Below are 16,676 nucleotides of genomic sequence, written 5' to 3' on the forward strand. Positions count from 1 at the left end.
AAAAAGGATCTCTCTTGATAAAGAGAGATCCTTTTCTTATTTCTTCTTCTTTTCTGTCGGTTGGCTTTGTTTAGCGAAATTAGATGAATCATCGAAATTCGGTTGCTTTTTACCAGTATTATTACTTCTACCTTTTCCCATATGTAATGCACCTCCCCTCATCCTTACTATTCCCAATAAAAAAAACCCTCTTGCATCCAAGAGGATTTTTTATTTGGCTCTTATTAATAATGCCAAACTGTTCTCGTAGTACTTCCAACACTTCCCGTCCTGCCATAGCTTTTAACCATGGTGTTGATGGTGGCCATCATGCGTATAATTTGTCTTGGAGTTTTCCTTTAAACAATACCTAAGTTCGGTTTCAGTCTTCGATTGCTTGGTAGACCGTGGTCCAGAAGTCTTGGATAAGATGCGATGGGGCCGGAGTTGACATCCCAACCTGGGTGAACAGAATTCCAATAAACTGTTTGTCTGGATCAGCGTAAGCTGTAGTGCCAGTTCCGCCATCCCAGCCGAATTGACCGATAGACGCGTAGTCTCCAAGATAGGTACGCACCCCCATCCCAAAGCCCCAGCCACCTTGTATCCCTTGTCCAAACGACAAATGGATGTTGTTTTTGGCCAAATCGTCTCGGTATACTTGTTGTTCAGGAGTAAGACGGTTGGTGGTCATCAGCTGGACTGCGGGCCTAGACAGAATCCGTTTGGTTCCGTGCATCCCTTTGTTCAACAGCATCTGCAAATACGCGTGATAATCGTCGATGGTTGCGAGCAGCCCACCACCGCCTGCTTGAAATGCTGGAGGTTTGCTGTAACGTCCGCCTGTACCCTCATCCCACACGATGAACTCACCTGTCTGCGGATCTGGGTTGAAGGCAGGTGGAAGCCGGTCAATCTTGAGCTCAGGCACGTAGAAACCAGTGTCCTTCATTCCCAGTGGATCGAATATGCGTTCGCGCAGGAACGACTCGAATGTCTGACCCGTGACCCTGGCAACAAGAATGCCGAGCACTTCAATACTGATATGATACTGCCACCGCTCTCCGGGCTGGTAGCTTAGTGGAAGTGCACCTAGGCGACACATAAACTCATCTGGATCAGGCATATCCTGCCCTGGCGTGTCGAATATCCCACTCTCGAAGAACGCGTTCATGATCGGAGAACCCATCAACGTGAGATCCACTCCGAGACCGAATGTGGAGGTCAACAGGTCTCGTACAGTGATAGGACGCCGTGCTGGGACGGTCTCTTCCAGTGGACCATCGGGCTGTTTCAACACCTGCCGGTCAGCGAGTTCGGGCAGCCATTTGTCTACTGGGTCGTCTAAATGCAGTTTGCACTCGTCGAGCAGAACCATTACTGGTGAAACTGCGATCGGCTTGCTAGTGGACGCCAATCGAAAGATCGTGTCCCGACGCATTGGTGCGCCACCATCATGCCTCATTGTTCCAAGCGCTTCGACGTGCGTCTCCCCGTTTCGGCTGACTAAGGCGACAAGCCCAGGAATCTTTCCAGAATCGACATGCTGCGCCAGTACATTGCGCATTTTGCGCAATCCTGTTTCAGAAAAGCCTTTATTGTTTTGTCCCATTTTGTTCTCCTTTAGTTTAGATTGAGATTTCTAATACATATTGACAATCAATTATTAGTTCTTCAAATAGAAAAATTCCCCTTTTTAATAATTTCGACAAAATGTATTTATGTATATGGAGGCATCATACATCACTATCAACCTAAGATAAATTTATATCCATAATTCACAGAGAACGTTATTCTTTTTGTAGAAATATACAGAAAGGATGGCGATGTGTTGCTATCCCATTGTAGATTAAGTAAGAAGAGGCACTTTGATGATAGTGCCTTTTCTTTATAAAAAATCCAAATGCTGATACATAATGAATTAATAAAGATAGGCTAATTTAAATTTATGGAGATTTAATAATAAGGAATGAAATCATTGAAAACATTCATGCAGGCATTAAAAATATGATTATAAGATTCGCGAATTGATTATGATATATTTGAAAAACGCCGATATACTTTCAACTAAGTAAAAAAGCGCCCTGTAAACAGGGCGCTTCGGACGTATACGTCGCCTTTAATTATGATTAATATTAGCAGTGGGGTATAATGTTGTTCCTCCAATTGAAACCTTTATTTCATTTGTTAACGGAACATTTTGTTCATTAATAATTGTTCTCCACCATTCCCATGCAAGACCTGTACATTCTCTCGCTACGACTTTTACATTTTTTGAATTCGGTGGAAGTAGTATGACTGTAGAGAAATGAGCAGTTTTGTCTCTACCGCTTCCTTCCCAAGTTTTATGTGTTAGTACTTCTTTCCCATTTTGATCATATGAGAATTCATCCCAAGATACATCAAATTGAGCAACATATGCACCGTAATGATCAAGCGTCATTTTAGCACTTGAATATTCTGTAGTTGTAGTCTCAACATAATCTGTATTGTTATGAACAGCCACAGTTGAATTATCTTTTAAGAAAGTGCTTGTATATGAAATTGGGTATGCTGGATTTTTAAGACTTAATTCTGCATTATCTTTAATGATATTTCGTATTTCATTAAAATCTTTTGTAACAACCTTGTTATGCTCTTTTGAATCTCCACCTAAAAATTTCAAAACTGCCATTGCGATTTCCATATTATTTCCTCCTCTTTTGTTGTTGCTAAGATGTGATTTATCTTTATGTTTCTATTGTGGTAAGCGCTTTCATTCTTATCAACACATTCTTATATGCAATATTACATATAGGAGTCACCATACATATCTATCAATTTAAGAAGAATAAACGCCACCAAAACAAAAAAAGCCCCAAATTTTTTTAAAAATAAGTTGGGGCTTTTGAACTAGAAAAGTATATTTTTAACTATGAAAACTATGAAAAAATTTTTTCCTTTTTACCTACTTACCAAATTCAGCAAGTAAAATATTTTTAAAAGGATTAGGACTGTCAGCTCTACCCAAACTATTCCAATTGACGACCAACGTATGCTTGCCTCCAAGTTTACCTCCAACAAGAGTAGTAAACCCTAGAATGCCACCTGTGTGTCCCCATATCGAGACATCGTTTGGAAGCTTAGTTTCATAGATTCCAAGACCATATCCATCGATTCCTTCTTTTCCTGTAGGAACTGTAGTAAGCATTTGTTTTAGTTGCTGTTCTTTCAGTAATTTACCCCCGAGCAAGTAAGAGAAGAATTTATTTAAGTCGTCAGCAGTAGAAATCATATCTCCAGCTGAGCTACCTGCACTTGGGTTATAATAAGTAACGTCTTTTAGCTCACTTACTCCGTCTGGTTGGACATATCCACGGGCATGCTTGGTGCCTGGAATAACGCTTGAATTGCCAGGTAGGAATGTATTCGACAATTCAAGCGGTTCAATAATCCGACTTTCAATCTCTTCCGCATAGCTGTTTCCGGTTACTTTTTCAATAAGAATACCTAGTAATACATATCCTGTGTTTGAATAAGACCAGCCCTTTCCTGGGGCAAAGTCTGGGGGCAGAGAAATCCCCATCTTCACTAACTCTTCAGCCGTATACGATTTTTTTGTATCCGTAAAGTCAGCGTCTTTTGACCTTGAGTATTCAGCGATACCACTTGTATGGTTCAATATCTGCCGGATAGTAATCTGGTTACCATCATATCCGTTTCCTTGAATGACACCAGGCAACCATTTTTCGATGTAGTCGTCTAGATTCAAGCGGTTCTCTCCGACTAATTGAAGTACAACCGTTGCTGTGAACGTCTTCGTCACACTGCCAATGCGAAAGCGAAAATCTGTTTTCATTGGTTTCTTGGTTCTCAGATCCGCTATCCCAGCGGCATAACTCCACGTTTTTCCACCCTCAGAAGTTTTAGCAAGTATCCCCGGGTATCCAAGTTGCAATGTATCCCGCATTGCTTGCTTGACGGAAGTACGATCTCGTTGAGTGCTTGTTTGTAACGAACTAGATACATTTTGAGTGGGCTCTGCTTTTACAATTGAGGCTGGCGTTGTATATAACAGGGAACTTCCAGCTATTAAAAGGGCAAGACTTGCAAATGTAATTTGACTACGTGTTTTCATAAGGCATTCCTCTCCTCTATTCATATTGTATAGGTGGTTGCTTGATATTTCATACTCACCACACAGCTATCATCTCTACCGATGACAAAAAGTCAACATTGAATTCGTAATCATCTTCATAATGATTATTTTTACAAGCTCCATTCTGTCCTAATAAACGGTAAATCCCTCTTTTTGCATGTATGTTAACCTCAGAAATTATTTCTTTTCCATGAAACGCTCTTATTAACTGGTTTGTTTTTCATATATAAGTTATATCTGTTCCTCCTTTCATGCTTCTTTATATTTTCATCATACACAATGAAAATCTCTTTTTCCTTACCTATTCCTTACAAATCCCTTACGTTCAAAATAGCTTCTGTGTCTCAAATCTGCCAATTAATTCTCATCAAGAAAAAACGAGAATTAAGCGAATATAAAACGATTTATATCATAAAAGATTATTTTCTACTTATTTATGAATCTCTACAAAAAGACACCAAAGAATTAACAAAGATATTGTTTCGTCTGTTTGATCTCTTACAGAAAAACGGACGGAAATCCCATAGGTATGAGAAGAAACCGTCTTTGATATCTTAGGCGTCGTATATAACCTTTCTATGCCTCACAAGCATGTAGCGTAATCAAAAAAATTAAAACCCAATAGGGTTTATCTGGTATGAAAATATTTAAAGAACTTACACTGGATCTTTAGAAAAAAGAAAAAAGCCCATTAAGCTAAGGTTTTGAAGTACCCCCTAAATGAAAATTTTCTTTCTCTACAGTTAGTTTTTTTGAGAAGTCAGCTCATTTTTTTGTTTTTGGGGTGTTTACTTTTCTTAAGTTGATGGATGTGGTCTCACCATACCATTTCGGGAAAATTGTACGTTTAGACACAATCCGGACATATTTTAAGCGTTTTCTGTACGTTAAGAGACATCTGTCCAGAAAATCTTATGTTTATGAACAGAGGATAAAACTCAATAATAGAATATTAATATTCAATTTTTATATAAAAAAATAAGCTCCGAAGAGCTTATTTTAATAATAATATCAACGCAATTATCAATGATATTATTGAAAATACAATCATAAATAATGAGGCTCAATCATGAGCTATCGCCCTGTTACCGTCATTGCTGCTGTGTAAATTGTATCTACAGAACCGTCAGCACTTACAATTTCAACTTTATAACGGTATGTTCCATTGTCGTAAATGTTTTCTCCATATCCTGTGAAAGTTGAAATTTCATCATTTGCTCCAGCTGGAACCCATTGATTTTGCCAATGGAAGAAAGTATCATATTCTCCCCAGTTGTCTCCATATTTCTTTTCGATGCTGACATTATAATGAATGTCCTCAGCTCGGTTATTTGTAATTCTTGCAATTACGTTTCCACCAAAAGTGTATTCCGTAGCGTGAACTTGAACTGTAACACCATTCACCGTTTCGCTAGGACCACAGATGTAATGACAATCTTCACTTGCTTGTGCTTCAGGTGTGTTAATGTTCATAACCGTCAAACCGCCTAAAGCTAAAGCTACTGTTAATGCAATTGTAGCTAATTTTTTCATGATAATTCCTCCTATTAACCGTTATAAGTGAATGTTTTTGTTTTTACGTATTCATTGCCAGCATAAAAAGATTTCTATGTCTCATTTTTATCACCCTTCAGCTTATATAATTCGACAAATGGTGATAATTTCCTGCAAATAAAATAAAAAAGCACTCCCGCAGGAATACTTATTCAAATTCAATTTCTGTTTTATTGTCTGATGTGAAGTATCTTATGGTTGTTTTGCCGTATTCTTGCAAGCCACTCTGCGCAACGGCGTCTTTTAACTTTGTTCTCGTTCTGTAGCCGAAATTTTCCCGTAGGCCTTCGTCTGCATTTGACAATGCTGTTTTGTCAACGAAAACATATAAGACATACAAGTTATTTTCTTTTTTTAATTCACCCGCTGTAACAGTACCGCCGAAATATTCTTTGATTTCTTTGGTTCTACGTTCAAAACTTTTCATCATTCGTGTTTGCTCATCTTTTGGTTGTTCTGTTTTCGCAGTTGTTTGTTGTGCTTTTGGCTTCTCTTTTTGAACCACTTCTTTTTCGCCGCAAGCCGCTAACATTGCAACCGATAAACCAACTGCTAATACTAATTTCTTCATCATTTTAATCCTCCCAATATAAATAACTAAATATTAGTATACTATGAAATTTATTACTGAATATGAAAAGATGCCCATTAAGGGGTACCGCCACATCGCTATCAAGCTAATATTTTTAACTACCCCCATAACAAAAATTTTATACATCGTTGACTATTGATAATGATACGTTATGTAGACCTCACAGATAGATATGGGCATACAGTTCTTCTTTTATGGTACACTTCAATAAAAGGGGGGTAAGAGGTTTGAAAAAGTGGATTAAAATCACATCAACCTTAGTTATTGCTATAGCAGTTGGTATTTTTACTGGCTACAAAGTCGGTACGTATGCAGGTTCAGACGTTAAGGAAAAGCAGACTGAGAGAATTAAAGGGGAAGGGGTAATACTTGACCTCAACTCTGATCGTCATATAATCAATGCAATGCACAAAATGACTCATCAAAAAGTATTATCCCACGAAAAGCAAGGATTTATCAAAATGACTCCAGAAAACATCGAAAAAGTACGTCAAGCGATTGATGAAAGTAATAGTGGAACCTTACAACATAAAGAACAGTACCTTAAGATTTTGGTTCGTTGGTATGAAGGCGATTTCTCTCAATCGGTTGAGGAGCATAATTTATTATGGGAATGGGACAATAGCAGCACTGGTAAAGCATACGAATTAGCGACACCGGAACAAGAAGAAGCATACATTTTAGAACAAGCGAAGTCTGAAAAACAATAAAGGGGTATCGTCACCTCGCTATCAAACTAATAAAAAGAAATGCCCCCTAAAATGAAAAAATACGCTATTCTTTCTGTAGAATCATAGGAAAGGATGGCGTTTCTGTATATTGTTACAAAAAGAATAGCGTTTTTTTCGCTTTATAAATACAATTTCTTTTTCAGTAAAAAATGTGGGTGGTACCCCTCTAATACCCCAGAAGGAAAAGAAGAGTTTGAATTCTTTAACGTACAGGGCGTTCCATATATCATTGTAAAAGATCATGAGAATAACACTCAAAAATCAATTCTTGGATTCAGCACTCAATCATTAGAAGAGGCTATTTTATAATAATCATCCCCCAAAAAAAGAAACGAACAAAAATGTTCGTTTCTTTTTTTTGTGTTTAATGCTCAAGAAAACTTATAACCGCATAAGTATATAGAACGACTAGAGCAAAGGCACATATTCCCATAATTATAATCGCTAGTGCGCTTTTCTCTTGTCTAAACCCTATAATTCCAAGAATAAATGCACTCCACATTGTTACCTTAAGCATTGTAGAAAGGTTGGGAATTGAATATCCACTCAACCAGGTAGAGAAACTTACAATTACGGAAAAAGAGAACAAAGTTAGAACAATAGATAATATATTAATGTGCTTCCCATACTTCAGTTGCATTTCGCTACCCCCTTTTCTTTTCATTAGTGAATAATAGGTAGATGGTTATATTTTTATTTTATTCTAAATTTTCTTAAAAATACACAACGAAAAGAAGAGGTTGTCCCAAAAGTCGCTGAATAGTTACTTTTAGGTAACCTCTTTTCTTTATTTTTTACTTTCCTCTAGTTTAGAGATACTTGCTTCTTTTTCAGGTAACGTATCAACAAAATCCTTTTGAGATTTTAATAAGTCAGATTGTTGTATCCAATCCATAAGATCATCTAAAGATTTACGGGCTTCTTTTACATCACCAGTAATATCATTCATGTTCAGCTTATTAAATGTAGCTAAAAATTCTTGTTGAATCTCACCTTGCAATGCATTGCTTTGTTAATTCTTTATTTTCATCACTTTTTGCCTTTTGAACATTATTCATAGCTTTCCCGATTTCATGTTTATCAAAAGCATCTTGCGCTTTCTTTAAATTTTTCAAGTTCTTCACGTTCACGCGGAGACAATTTTTCTAGTAGGGGTACCCCCCATCACCATCAAGCTAAGAAATGCAAAAGATAAAAATTGTAAGCCAATAGATAAAAAAATAATAATTCCTTATTCAACTAACGCATGCATTAGTTAAACAACCTAAGGCTGCTTCGGTAGCCATTTTTTGTACCAACTGGCAGTTTGGTTTTCAATATGTGAAAAGGGATTTCTAAGTGATTAATTGAATATATATTTATTGTTTACTAATTTTTGGGAGGTCCCTTTATGGGAGATAAACTTTACTGTATTGCTACATATCAAGTTCTTAATGAGGAAAGAATAGGAGCTTCGCACGGTTCTATAATAATTTATAGTGCTGCTGTGACGGGATCTCCTGTTAGTGAGATAGGGTGTTTTTTAATTTATTTATCATAATAACGTACCACGAAATTGCAACTCTCGTCCTCAAGAATTATTTCTTTTGGGTGAAAGTTTTTTTATTATATAAGTTTCATTCTGTCATAATTTAAAGTTTTCGAGAGGAGAAATGATATGAATTCTATTTTATTAGATGTTCCGTTACAAATAGAAACAGACAGACTAATTCTTCGAGCACCACTTCAAGCTGGTGACGGGAATGTCGTACACCAAGCTATTAAGGATTCAATTAATGAGTTAAAACAATGGTTGCTTTTATTTCAGTCAATTCCTACTGTTGAAGAAACGGAAATTCTCCTGAGAAATGCCCATATAGATTTTTTGAAAAGAGAAAGCTTTCGCTATCTTATCTATCATAAGGATACTAATGATTTTATTGGAACTGCTAGCCTTCACGGAATTAATTGGAAAATTTCTAAATGTGAAATTGGATACTGGATTAATACGCAATTTAGTGGCAATGGATATATGACAGAGGTAGTAAGTGAGTTAACAAACCTTGGATTTCAGTTACTCAAATTTAGAAGGATTGAAATACGCTGTGAATCTACTAACACTAAAAGTCGTACGATCCCTGAAAAACTAGGTTTTGAGCTTGAAGGGATATTACGTAATGAAGATCTTTCAGCTGACGGTAAAGAACTAACTGATACCTGCATCTATGCAAAGGTAAATTAGATTGAAATTTTAATACTCAATTGCGTCTGTGTACATAGTTTATTCCCCTTCTAATCCATTATTGTGATTTGTTTAGAACTATAGTACATCACTATGTTTAAAATGAAATGTACTGAAATGGGTATATTCTATTGTTACAATCATTTTATAAATAAATTACTTCATGAAGTTATAAAATTAGGACCGTACATATTAGACATATCTAAAATGTACGGTCCTTTTGTTTACTAGTGGTTCACTTATCTAACCTAAAGATAAGTATGTGGTCCTTTTACAATTTGAATTTCTTTTTAAGCTTCTTATATTTTCTATATGAACGTCGAACAATGTTTAACATGAAATACGGTATTTTAACAGGGAAAGGCAATTTATAAATGAAAGGCAAGTAAAATGTAAAATATGCCTTTTCTAAGTCTCTCCACTTACTATCTTCTTTTGTTTTTAAGAAATCAGATACATCGACTACATATCCCCTTCCATTTTCCATCATCACATTTTTTCCGTGAACATCACAAGGAGTTAATCCTTGCTCCCTTGCATACTCTATAGCTTCATTGATATCAAGGATTACCTGCTTAGGAATTTTAATCCCCTTATGGATAGCATCGTATAAGGTAATTTCTTTTAAACGTTTCAATACTATGAAATTTTCTCCTTTATATATAAGATTCGAATAAGAAGGATGATTTCCGATTCTTCGGTATACTTCTGACTCTTTTTCAATTCCTTCTCCTTCTCGCGCGTAAACTTTCACTACCCAATCTTTGTATTCTTTGTGCATAAATACTGCGGCATAATTACCTGTCCCTAAACACTTCCAAAGTCTAGGAATATCTTTAACTACTATAGGCTCGAATTCATCCTCACTTCTTATGCTTACCTCTTTTAATAATTCGTCCTTTATCAATCTCACAAAACTATTTATACTCATCATTTCCACTCCGGTTTTGCTACAAGGGGGTACTACCCCATACCCATCAAGTTAAAAAGTACATTCTTCCCTAATACGAAAAAAATGAGCAGACTTCACTAAGTAACTAACTTTAGCGAAATAAATTTTTCATTTAGGGGGGTACTTCAAAATCTTAAAATGGATATTCTACGCAAATATATATTATTGATACAATAAGTTATGTTAACTTCACATAATTATATTATACAAAAACTCAGCAAATACCGTTACAAAAAGTGTACAAGCCATATCTACTCTCTCTAAATAGTTTATTGCGAATCTATTTTAAAGAGAATTCTTACATCACAATTTCATAAATCTAAGGTTTCAAACTATTCATTACGAAAAAAAGACCGTATCACTACGGTCCTTTTCTCGCTCTTATGCAAACACTATGACTGTGTAACTTTATTAGAAACAAGTAGTTTTTCAATACATTTAGGTAACATATCTAATAACGTTTCAAATGCGTAATTTACGTCCAGACGCTCCGTCCATTGATGTGCATCTTTTCCTACTGGTCCCATATTTAATACTGGAACGTCAAACTCTTCTAATTCCTCTAGTGGAATCGAATAACCTTTATCCCATAATGGCATATTGTCTACAAGAGAACTCATTGAATCCAATGGGTTTTGTAAGCCCACATAGCTTAAATCTGAAATTCCTCCAAAATAATTTTGGTTTTCAAATGTAATGCTATGATTATAGTGGGCATACTTTTCCATTTCTACAACTACCTCTTTAATTAAAGGATTGTTGCGTGAACTCACAGCTGGATAGTATGGCGGCGCAAAGAAAAGTACAATCATTGGAGCCTTTTCTTTACATAAGATAGATAATTTGTCTACTAAATCAATAGTTACTGCACGATCATCTTTATCTTCTCTATTTTTTATAATATCGGATTGAATTTCATCTATTTTTTCTCTTCCATGTTGTTCAATTGCATAAGCGATAAGCTCTTCATACGTTAATACATTTACTTTAAGATTCGGCGGTATGAACGGATTATACTTAGAAAAATGATACGCTCGCTCCTCATACGATTCTTCGATTTTCTCTGCTACTTTCGTTACTTTTTGGCGTAACAATGAAACTACATCTGTCATCGTTTTTTCTAGTAAAAACAAGTTAAATAACGTGACTGCACGATGAGGAATTTGTACAGAATAATCCTCCTTTAAATCTCTTTGAAGCAAGTTAGTTGGTGGAGGACTTGCTTCACCATCTACAATATCGCAAAGGTCCGTATTCAACTCTAATTCAGCTGTTAATAATGCAGCCATATAGCTCCCATTTAATCCTGCAAAAGGTTCGCCTACATGTGTCTCTTTTCCATAGCAAAGGAAACCAGGTAACACCTTACCAATAGAACCAGTATAAATGTACTTATTTTGGTCACCAGGATGTCTTGAAAACATAGGCTCTGAATTTAGGACCGTTTTATACTCTAAGTCATGCTCTTTTGCTAGGTCTAATAATCTTGGAACAGCAGCTCTCATCCCTACAGAGTTCACTTCTTCATCTGGAACAGCCAATAAAAGAACATTCCCATCAAATCTTCCTTCACAAGCTTGCTCAACCATCGCCATTTGTAAAGCTAGACCACATTTCATGTCCATCGTTCCTCTACCAAATAGCCAATCTCCTTGTTCAATATCTTCACGTACATGATCTGGTAGCTCATCTTTATGAGAATAAAACATAGATGTTAATTTTTTAGGGTTAAATGCATCTTCTTTCCACACTCCATAATCTTGTACATCTACAACATCAAAGTGACTAACAAGAATTACAGTATTTTTCGTACTATCACTTTTCTTTACTAGAGCTGTAACAAAATATCGTCCATCCCCCGTCGGATTTTTTTGTAAATGATGCGGATTTTGTTTGAAATACTGTAAGTCAGATAATTGTTCTACAACAAAGTCTGGCAATATAACTTCAGCTTCTGAACCTGTAATACTAGGAATTTCAACAAGATTGCTTAATAATTGAACCAATTGTTCTTTAGATTGCCACTTTGACATATAAATCCCCCTATTTTTCCGCATTATGAAAATCAATTCCAATATATGAATAAAAAATGACGACAGCTATCAAAATTATAATTCTGATGTACTGCCGATTTTTACTGATATTTCATGAGCTGCTTGTTTTACCTTACTAATAAGAAAAGATAGTCGATCATCATTAATTCGATGACTAATTAACCCAACACTTAATGCTCCTACTACTTTATGATTAAATCCTATAATAGGTGCAGCTACTGAAGCTGTCCCCTCTGTTTTTTCACCATAACTCACAGCATATCCTTCATTTCTGATTTGCTTTATTTGATCGAAAAGAATTTGCTTTTGTTCTGGTAAAGAAGAAAGTAAATGTTCTACAATCTGTTCCATTTCATTCGTGTTCATATTGGCAAGCATCGTTTTATTTGCGGCTCCAATCGAAAGTGGAATCTGCTCCCCTAAGTTATCGATAACTCGAATTTTTAAAGGGCTATCAATTCTTTCAATGATAATAGAATGTGTTCCATTTGGAATGTTCAAATAAACACTTTCTTCAACTTCAGAGGCCACACGCTTCATCACTTCTCTTGCAACAGATCTGTAGTCTACCTTCTCCAATTGACGTAATCCTATTTCCATCCACATTGGTCCAATCTTGTACTGTTTTGTTTCTGAAATTTGCGTAACTAATCCATGCTCCATTAAAGAGTTCAGTAACCTATGTACTGTACTAACCGGGAGATGTGTTCTATCAGCTATATCAGAAATAGCCCAATACTCTTTTTCATTTGTAGAATTCAGTAACTTAATAATACCTATCGCTCGATCAATGGACTGTACCATAACTCGCCTCAACTTTACTTGTAGTATGTTTAGCCTAATTACCTATCAATTTATCAAAAATTCAAACTGAAATCAATTAATTTATTTAATTTTCTAAAAATAGAGATATAACACTATCAAAAAAATGAAAACGCAAACAAAAAAATATTGACTTTTCTTTTTAATTATCTGAAAATTAGAACAAGATTTCACATCACGGAATACATTCCATAATACGGAAAAACATCAATTTTCATACTACCAATTATGAAAGTGAGGAAAACAATGACGCAAGTAAACAATACAAACAATGAATTAAAGCGCACGATGAAAGGTAGACATTTATTCATGATTGCACTCGGTGGTGTGATTGGAACGGGGTTATTTAACGGATCTGGTTTTATTATAAGTCAAGCTGGACCTGGTGGATCCGTACTTGCCTTTATGGCCGGTGGATTATTAATGTATCTCGTTATGCTATGTCTTGGTGAGCTTGCTGTAGCAATGCCAGTTTCAGGTTCCTTCCAGGAATATGCCACTAAGTTCATCAATCCCGCAACTGGGTTTACCATCGGATGGTTGTATTGGCTAAGCTGGGCGAATACGACTGGTCTTGAATTTACCACTGCTGGTATTACAATGCAGCGATGGTTTCCTGATATTCCTGTCTGGGTTTGGTGTTTAATATTTGGTGTTACAATATTCACTATTAACGCATTATCCGCTCGTAGTTATGCAGAAACAGAATTTTGGTTCTCAAGTATAAAAGTATCTGCCATTATTGCTTTCATTATTCTTGGCGGCGCCGCTATGTTCGGTTTTATTGATTTAAAAGGAAACGAACCCGCTCCGCTTCTTTCAAATTTCGTAAATCATGGTGGTTTATTCCCAAATGGACTTGCCGCTATCTTATTAACAATGGTTACAGTCAATTATTCCTTCCAAGGTACAGAACTTGTTGGAATCGCAGCAGGTGAAAGTGAAGATCCAGCAAAGACTTTACCTCGTTCTATTAGAAATATAATATGGCGCACGATGTTTTTCTTCGTCTTAGCAATCTTTGTTCTCGTGGCTTTAATTCCTTGGGAAGAGGCAGGATTAACAAAGAGTCCGTTTGTTGCTGTATTTGATAATATAGGTATTCCATATGCAGCTGATATTATGAACTTTGTTATTCTTACTGCTGTTCTTTCTGTCGCAAACTCAGGACTGTACGCTGCAACTCGAATGCTTTGGTCATTATCAAAAAATGATATGGCTCCAGCCTTTTTAAAGAAATTATCATCACGAGGGATACCTTTAAACGCTTTAATCTTAACGATAGCTATTTCTGCTTTTTCTCTTTTGACAAGCGTTGTAGCTGCTGAAACTGTTTACTTATGGCTCATTTCAATTTCTGGAGTCATTACAATTATTGTTTGGATGTCAATTTGTGTTTCTCAATTCTTTTTCCGTAAACATTATTTAGCCGACGGTGGAAAATTAGAAGACTTAAAATTTAAAACTCCACTTTATCCTCTTGTACCAATTCTTGGTTTTGGATTGTATGGCATTATATTAATAAGTCTTATCTTTATCCCAAGTCAAAGACTAGGAATCTATTGCACTGTACCATTTATCATTTTTTGCTACACCTACTATCACTTTAAGATTAAGAAAAAAATTGCTACTAACACTCATACAGAGACTAAAATTAGCGAAACTTCGTAATACTGTACGATATTTAAAAGACCGCACATTGCTTTTACTTCATGTGCGGTCTTTTATCATTGCTTTATTCATTTTTCCTGGCCCCCTATTTCCCACTTACTATTACTCTTTTGTTTTGATATATTGAATACATAGTCACATTAAAAATTAAAAGACAGACAGGAGTTAAATACAATGATAAAAGGTTTCGGAGGAATATTTTGGAGAACTAAAAATCTTGATGTTATAAAAAAATGGTACAGTGAAGTGTTGAAGATTGAAATAGAAAATTGGAATGGGACTGTGATTAAACCCGAATTAGGAACTGAGACTATCTTTTCTTTCTTTGCCGAGAATGATAGTTATTTTCCTACAGAACAACAAGTGATGTTAAATTTCCAAGTACATAATCTAAACGAGACTATTCAGCATCTTGAACAAATTGGCGTACCTCTTGAAAAGAAAGAAGAGATTAGTGAATTTGGAAAGTTTATTTGGATTAAAGATCCTGAAGGGCGATTGATTGAGCTTTGGGAGAAATAGTGGATTTTAATCATTTGCTATTATGCTAACAGATGCTTTAGTTCAATAAGGTAAATAAAAAAGTGCATCTCCGTTTATTAGACACAGTCTAACAATCGGAGGTGCACTTTTTTAATCTAAATTAATACTTTTAATAAAATCAAAATGATTTTCATCAGCTAATTTATCGATATAACCTGTTATATACAGATTTGCTTTAGATACTTCTGTATTCTTAAACTCAGAATAAAAATCAGGAGAAAATGATACTTCTAAAACAATACTATCCCCAGGTTTAATATTTAACTTATTACCTTTAGCTAACACTCTAAATGGATTTGTTGTTTGGCCAGAAACAGTAGGTGATTTAGGAAATGAAAACATAACATTATTTTGTACAATAATATAATCGGTATTATTAGTCATTTTTATTTTATAAGATATTTCAGTGTTCATATTAAGATTTTTAGAAATTAATTCATACACTATTCCATTTTCAACATCTGCTTGTTTAAAAGTAATATTATTTTTACTAGAACAAGCACTCAAAACAAAAAACAAAACCAATATGATTATTCCACATTCTTTTTTCATTGATCTATTACCACCTATCAGTAAACACTATGTTCTCTTTGGATTGTCATAACATTTGAAACGTACGTAACACTAGTAATACTCTAAAAGCTAGAATTAGAACCGATTATGACAGTAGCGTCCAGTTCCTTGTTTCTAGCAACTTTTGTGCTAAGCCCAGCACCAGCAAAGATTTCAAAGGCCTGGGGTGCCTGAACTTCGCTCGTCTCTATCAAAAGATGTCCATCCAAAGCTAACCAGAGTAAAGCTTCTTCTGCTACTCTTCGCAGAATGTTAAGACCATCTTCTCCTCCGTCAAGCGTTACATGTGGTTCATATAGGCGTGCCTCCCGGGGGAGAAACTTTATTATTTCAGTAGGAACGTAAGGTACGTTCGCAACTAGGATATTTACATGGCCCTTAAGTGAGTCTGGTAGAGCTTTATACAAGTCACCTTCAAAAGCATGACCGCCAAAATTCGTTACATTGCGGCTAGCGCATTGTACTGCGATAGGGTCAATGTCAACAGAATACAATTCAACTCGTCCCAAAGCTGCTGCCAGTGCTGCGCCCACCGCACCTGATCCACAACATAGGTCAACAATGATATCGCTAGAACGTGACAGAGCCTCTGTTTGATGAACAAGGAACTCGGTACGTTTACGCGGTACAAAAACGCCTCGATCCACTTCTATTCGTAGACCACAAAACTCCGTGTATCCAACAACGTATTCCAGAGGTAAACCGTTGACTCGCATTTCTACCATTTTCATAAGGTCCTCTGGAGTTAGTGCCTCTGACATAAGTAACCGGGTCTCATCTTCTGCAAAAACACAACCGGCACTTCGAAGCTTGCCAACTATATATTTTTCCATTTTCATATCCAAA

Annotated in this window: 17 protein-coding genes and 2 pseudogenes; 6 read left to right on the forward strand and 13 right to left on the reverse strand. The window is 35.9% G+C overall.

Translation table 11 applies throughout. The features are described from left to right. Positions 1 to 361 precede the first annotated feature (361 nt). The 3 genes and pseudogenes from QCI77_RS16535 to QCI77_RS16545 all read right to left on the reverse strand — a co-directional run bounded on the left by QCI77_RS16535 (position 362) and on the right by QCI77_RS16545 (position 4,096). Positions 362 to 1,591, reverse strand: coding sequence for a serine hydrolase domain-containing protein (locus QCI77_RS16535; protein ID WP_113770826.1), 1,230 nt, complete (start codon positions 1,589 to 1,591; stop codon positions 362 to 364). A 507-nt stretch (positions 1,592 to 2,098) separates the two neighbouring features. Further along, positions 2,099 to 2,635: pseudogene (locus tag QCI77_RS16540) on the reverse strand (thiol-activated cytolysin C-terminal domain-containing protein); the annotation flags it as partial. Positions 2,636 to 2,926: 291 nt separating this feature from the next. Next, on the reverse strand, positions 2,927 to 4,096 hold the full coding sequence (locus QCI77_RS16545; protein ID WP_078422362.1) for a serine hydrolase domain-containing protein: 1,170 nt from the start codon (positions 4,094 to 4,096) through the stop codon (positions 2,927 to 2,929). Between the two features lie 366 nt (positions 4,097 to 4,462). Between QCI77_RS16545 and QCI77_RS16555 the strand changes: the two are divergent. Further along, positions 4,463 to 4,719 (forward strand): annotated as a pseudogene (locus QCI77_RS16555) (IS4 family transposase); the annotation flags it as partial. A 472-nt stretch (positions 4,720 to 5,191) separates the two neighbouring features. On the opposite strand, the gene QCI77_RS16560 reads toward QCI77_RS16555, so the two are convergent. Together QCI77_RS16560 and QCI77_RS16565 are read right to left on the reverse strand one after the other, a co-directional pair. Next, a complete protein-coding gene (locus QCI77_RS16560) occupies positions 5,192 to 5,650 on the reverse strand; it encodes a hypothetical protein (RefSeq protein WP_002084479.1) in 459 nt (152 codons plus the stop codon). Between the two features lie 169 nt (positions 5,651 to 5,819). Next, on the reverse strand, positions 5,820 to 6,245 hold the full coding sequence (locus tag QCI77_RS16565; RefSeq protein ID WP_113770825.1) for a hypothetical protein: 426 nt from the start codon (positions 6,243 to 6,245) through the stop codon (positions 5,820 to 5,822). Between the two features lie 245 nt (positions 6,246 to 6,490). On the opposite strand from QCI77_RS16565, the gene QCI77_RS16570 reads away from it, so the two are divergent. Continuing rightward, the gene (locus QCI77_RS16570; RefSeq protein WP_113770824.1) at positions 6,491 to 6,973 is read left to right on the forward strand and encodes a PRK06770 family protein; all 483 of its coding nucleotides are present in this window, start codon (positions 6,491 to 6,493) and stop codon (positions 6,971 to 6,973) included. Positions 6,974 to 7,358: 385 nt separating this feature from the next. Here QCI77_RS16570 and QCI77_RS16575 read toward each other — a convergent pair whose 3' ends face one another. The 3 genes from QCI77_RS16575 to QCI77_RS16585 all read right to left on the reverse strand — a co-directional run bounded on the left by QCI77_RS16575 (position 7,359) and on the right by QCI77_RS16585 (position 8,124). After that, the gene (locus QCI77_RS16575; protein ID WP_002084476.1) at positions 7,359 to 7,634 is read right to left on the reverse strand and encodes a hypothetical protein; all 276 of its coding nucleotides are present in this window, start codon (positions 7,632 to 7,634) and stop codon (positions 7,359 to 7,361) included. Positions 7,635 to 7,781: 147 nt separating this feature from the next. Further along, positions 7,782 to 7,994, reverse strand: coding sequence for a hypothetical protein (locus tag QCI77_RS16580; RefSeq protein WP_002128243.1), 213 nt, complete (start codon positions 7,992 to 7,994; stop codon positions 7,782 to 7,784). After that, complete coding sequence (locus QCI77_RS16585) at positions 7,984 to 8,124, reverse strand: hypothetical protein (RefSeq protein WP_002066118.1); 141 nt, start codon at positions 8,122 to 8,124, stop codon at positions 7,984 to 7,986. The genes QCI77_RS16580 and QCI77_RS16585 overlap by 11 nt, the downstream gene beginning before the upstream one ends. A gap of 260 nt (positions 8,125 to 8,384) precedes the next feature. Here QCI77_RS16585 and QCI77_RS16590 point away from each other — a divergent pair, with 260 nt between their 5' ends. Then, the gene (locus QCI77_RS16590; RefSeq protein WP_002142482.1) at positions 8,385 to 8,534 is read left to right on the forward strand and encodes a hypothetical protein; all 150 of its coding nucleotides are present in this window, start codon (positions 8,385 to 8,387) and stop codon (positions 8,532 to 8,534) included. A 117-nt stretch (positions 8,535 to 8,651) separates the two neighbouring features. Then, positions 8,652 to 9,215 carry a GNAT family N-acetyltransferase gene (locus QCI77_RS16595; protein ID WP_002142483.1) on the forward strand — a complete coding sequence of 188 codons (564 nt, stop codon included), beginning with the start codon at positions 8,652 to 8,654 and terminating at the stop codon, positions 9,213 to 9,215. Between the two features lie 271 nt (positions 9,216 to 9,486). Here QCI77_RS16595 and QCI77_RS16600 read toward each other — a convergent pair whose 3' ends face one another. The 3 genes from QCI77_RS16600 to QCI77_RS16610 form a co-directional block, all read right to left on the reverse strand. Continuing rightward, on the reverse strand, positions 9,487 to 10,155 hold the full coding sequence (locus tag QCI77_RS16600; protein ID WP_003190427.1) for a protein kinase family protein: 669 nt from the start codon (positions 10,153 to 10,155) through the stop codon (positions 9,487 to 9,489). A 404-nt stretch (positions 10,156 to 10,559) separates the two neighbouring features. Next, on the reverse strand, positions 10,560 to 12,200 hold the full coding sequence (locus tag QCI77_RS16605) for a M20 family metallopeptidase (RefSeq protein ID WP_326997178.1): 1,641 nt from the start codon (positions 12,198 to 12,200) through the stop codon (positions 10,560 to 10,562). A 75-nt stretch (positions 12,201 to 12,275) separates the two neighbouring features. Further along, on the reverse strand, positions 12,276 to 13,025 hold the full coding sequence (locus QCI77_RS16610) for an IclR family transcriptional regulator (protein WP_193664156.1): 750 nt from the start codon (positions 13,023 to 13,025) through the stop codon (positions 12,276 to 12,278). A gap of 264 nt (positions 13,026 to 13,289) precedes the next feature. Here QCI77_RS16610 and QCI77_RS16615 point away from each other — a divergent pair, with 264 nt between their 5' ends. Continuing rightward, positions 13,290 to 14,714 carry an amino acid permease gene (locus QCI77_RS16615; RefSeq protein WP_060750705.1) on the forward strand — a complete coding sequence of 475 codons (1,425 nt, stop codon included), beginning with the start codon at positions 13,290 to 13,292 and terminating at the stop codon, positions 14,712 to 14,714. A 174-nt stretch (positions 14,715 to 14,888) separates the two neighbouring features. Beyond that, positions 14,889 to 15,236 carry a VOC family protein gene (locus QCI77_RS16620; protein ID WP_002033235.1) on the forward strand — a complete coding sequence of 116 codons (348 nt, stop codon included), beginning with the start codon at positions 14,889 to 14,891 and terminating at the stop codon, positions 15,234 to 15,236. A 111-nt stretch (positions 15,237 to 15,347) separates the two neighbouring features. Here QCI77_RS16620 and QCI77_RS16625 read toward each other — a convergent pair whose 3' ends face one another. Then, positions 15,348 to 15,809, reverse strand: coding sequence for a hypothetical protein (locus QCI77_RS16625; protein ID WP_060750704.1), 462 nt, complete (start codon positions 15,807 to 15,809; stop codon positions 15,348 to 15,350). An 83-nt stretch (positions 15,810 to 15,892) separates the two neighbouring features. Continuing rightward, complete coding sequence (locus QCI77_RS16630) at positions 15,893 to 16,663, reverse strand: putative protein N(5)-glutamine methyltransferase (protein ID WP_353825784.1); 771 nt, start codon at positions 16,661 to 16,663, stop codon at positions 15,893 to 15,895. Between the last annotated feature and the right edge of the window lie 13 nt (positions 16,664 to 16,676).

It is taken from the genome of Bacillus cereus group sp. MG9, from assembly GCF_040459995.1.
Taxonomy (GTDB): domain Bacteria; phylum Bacillota; class Bacilli; order Bacillales; family Bacillaceae_G; genus Bacillus_A; species Bacillus_A mycoides.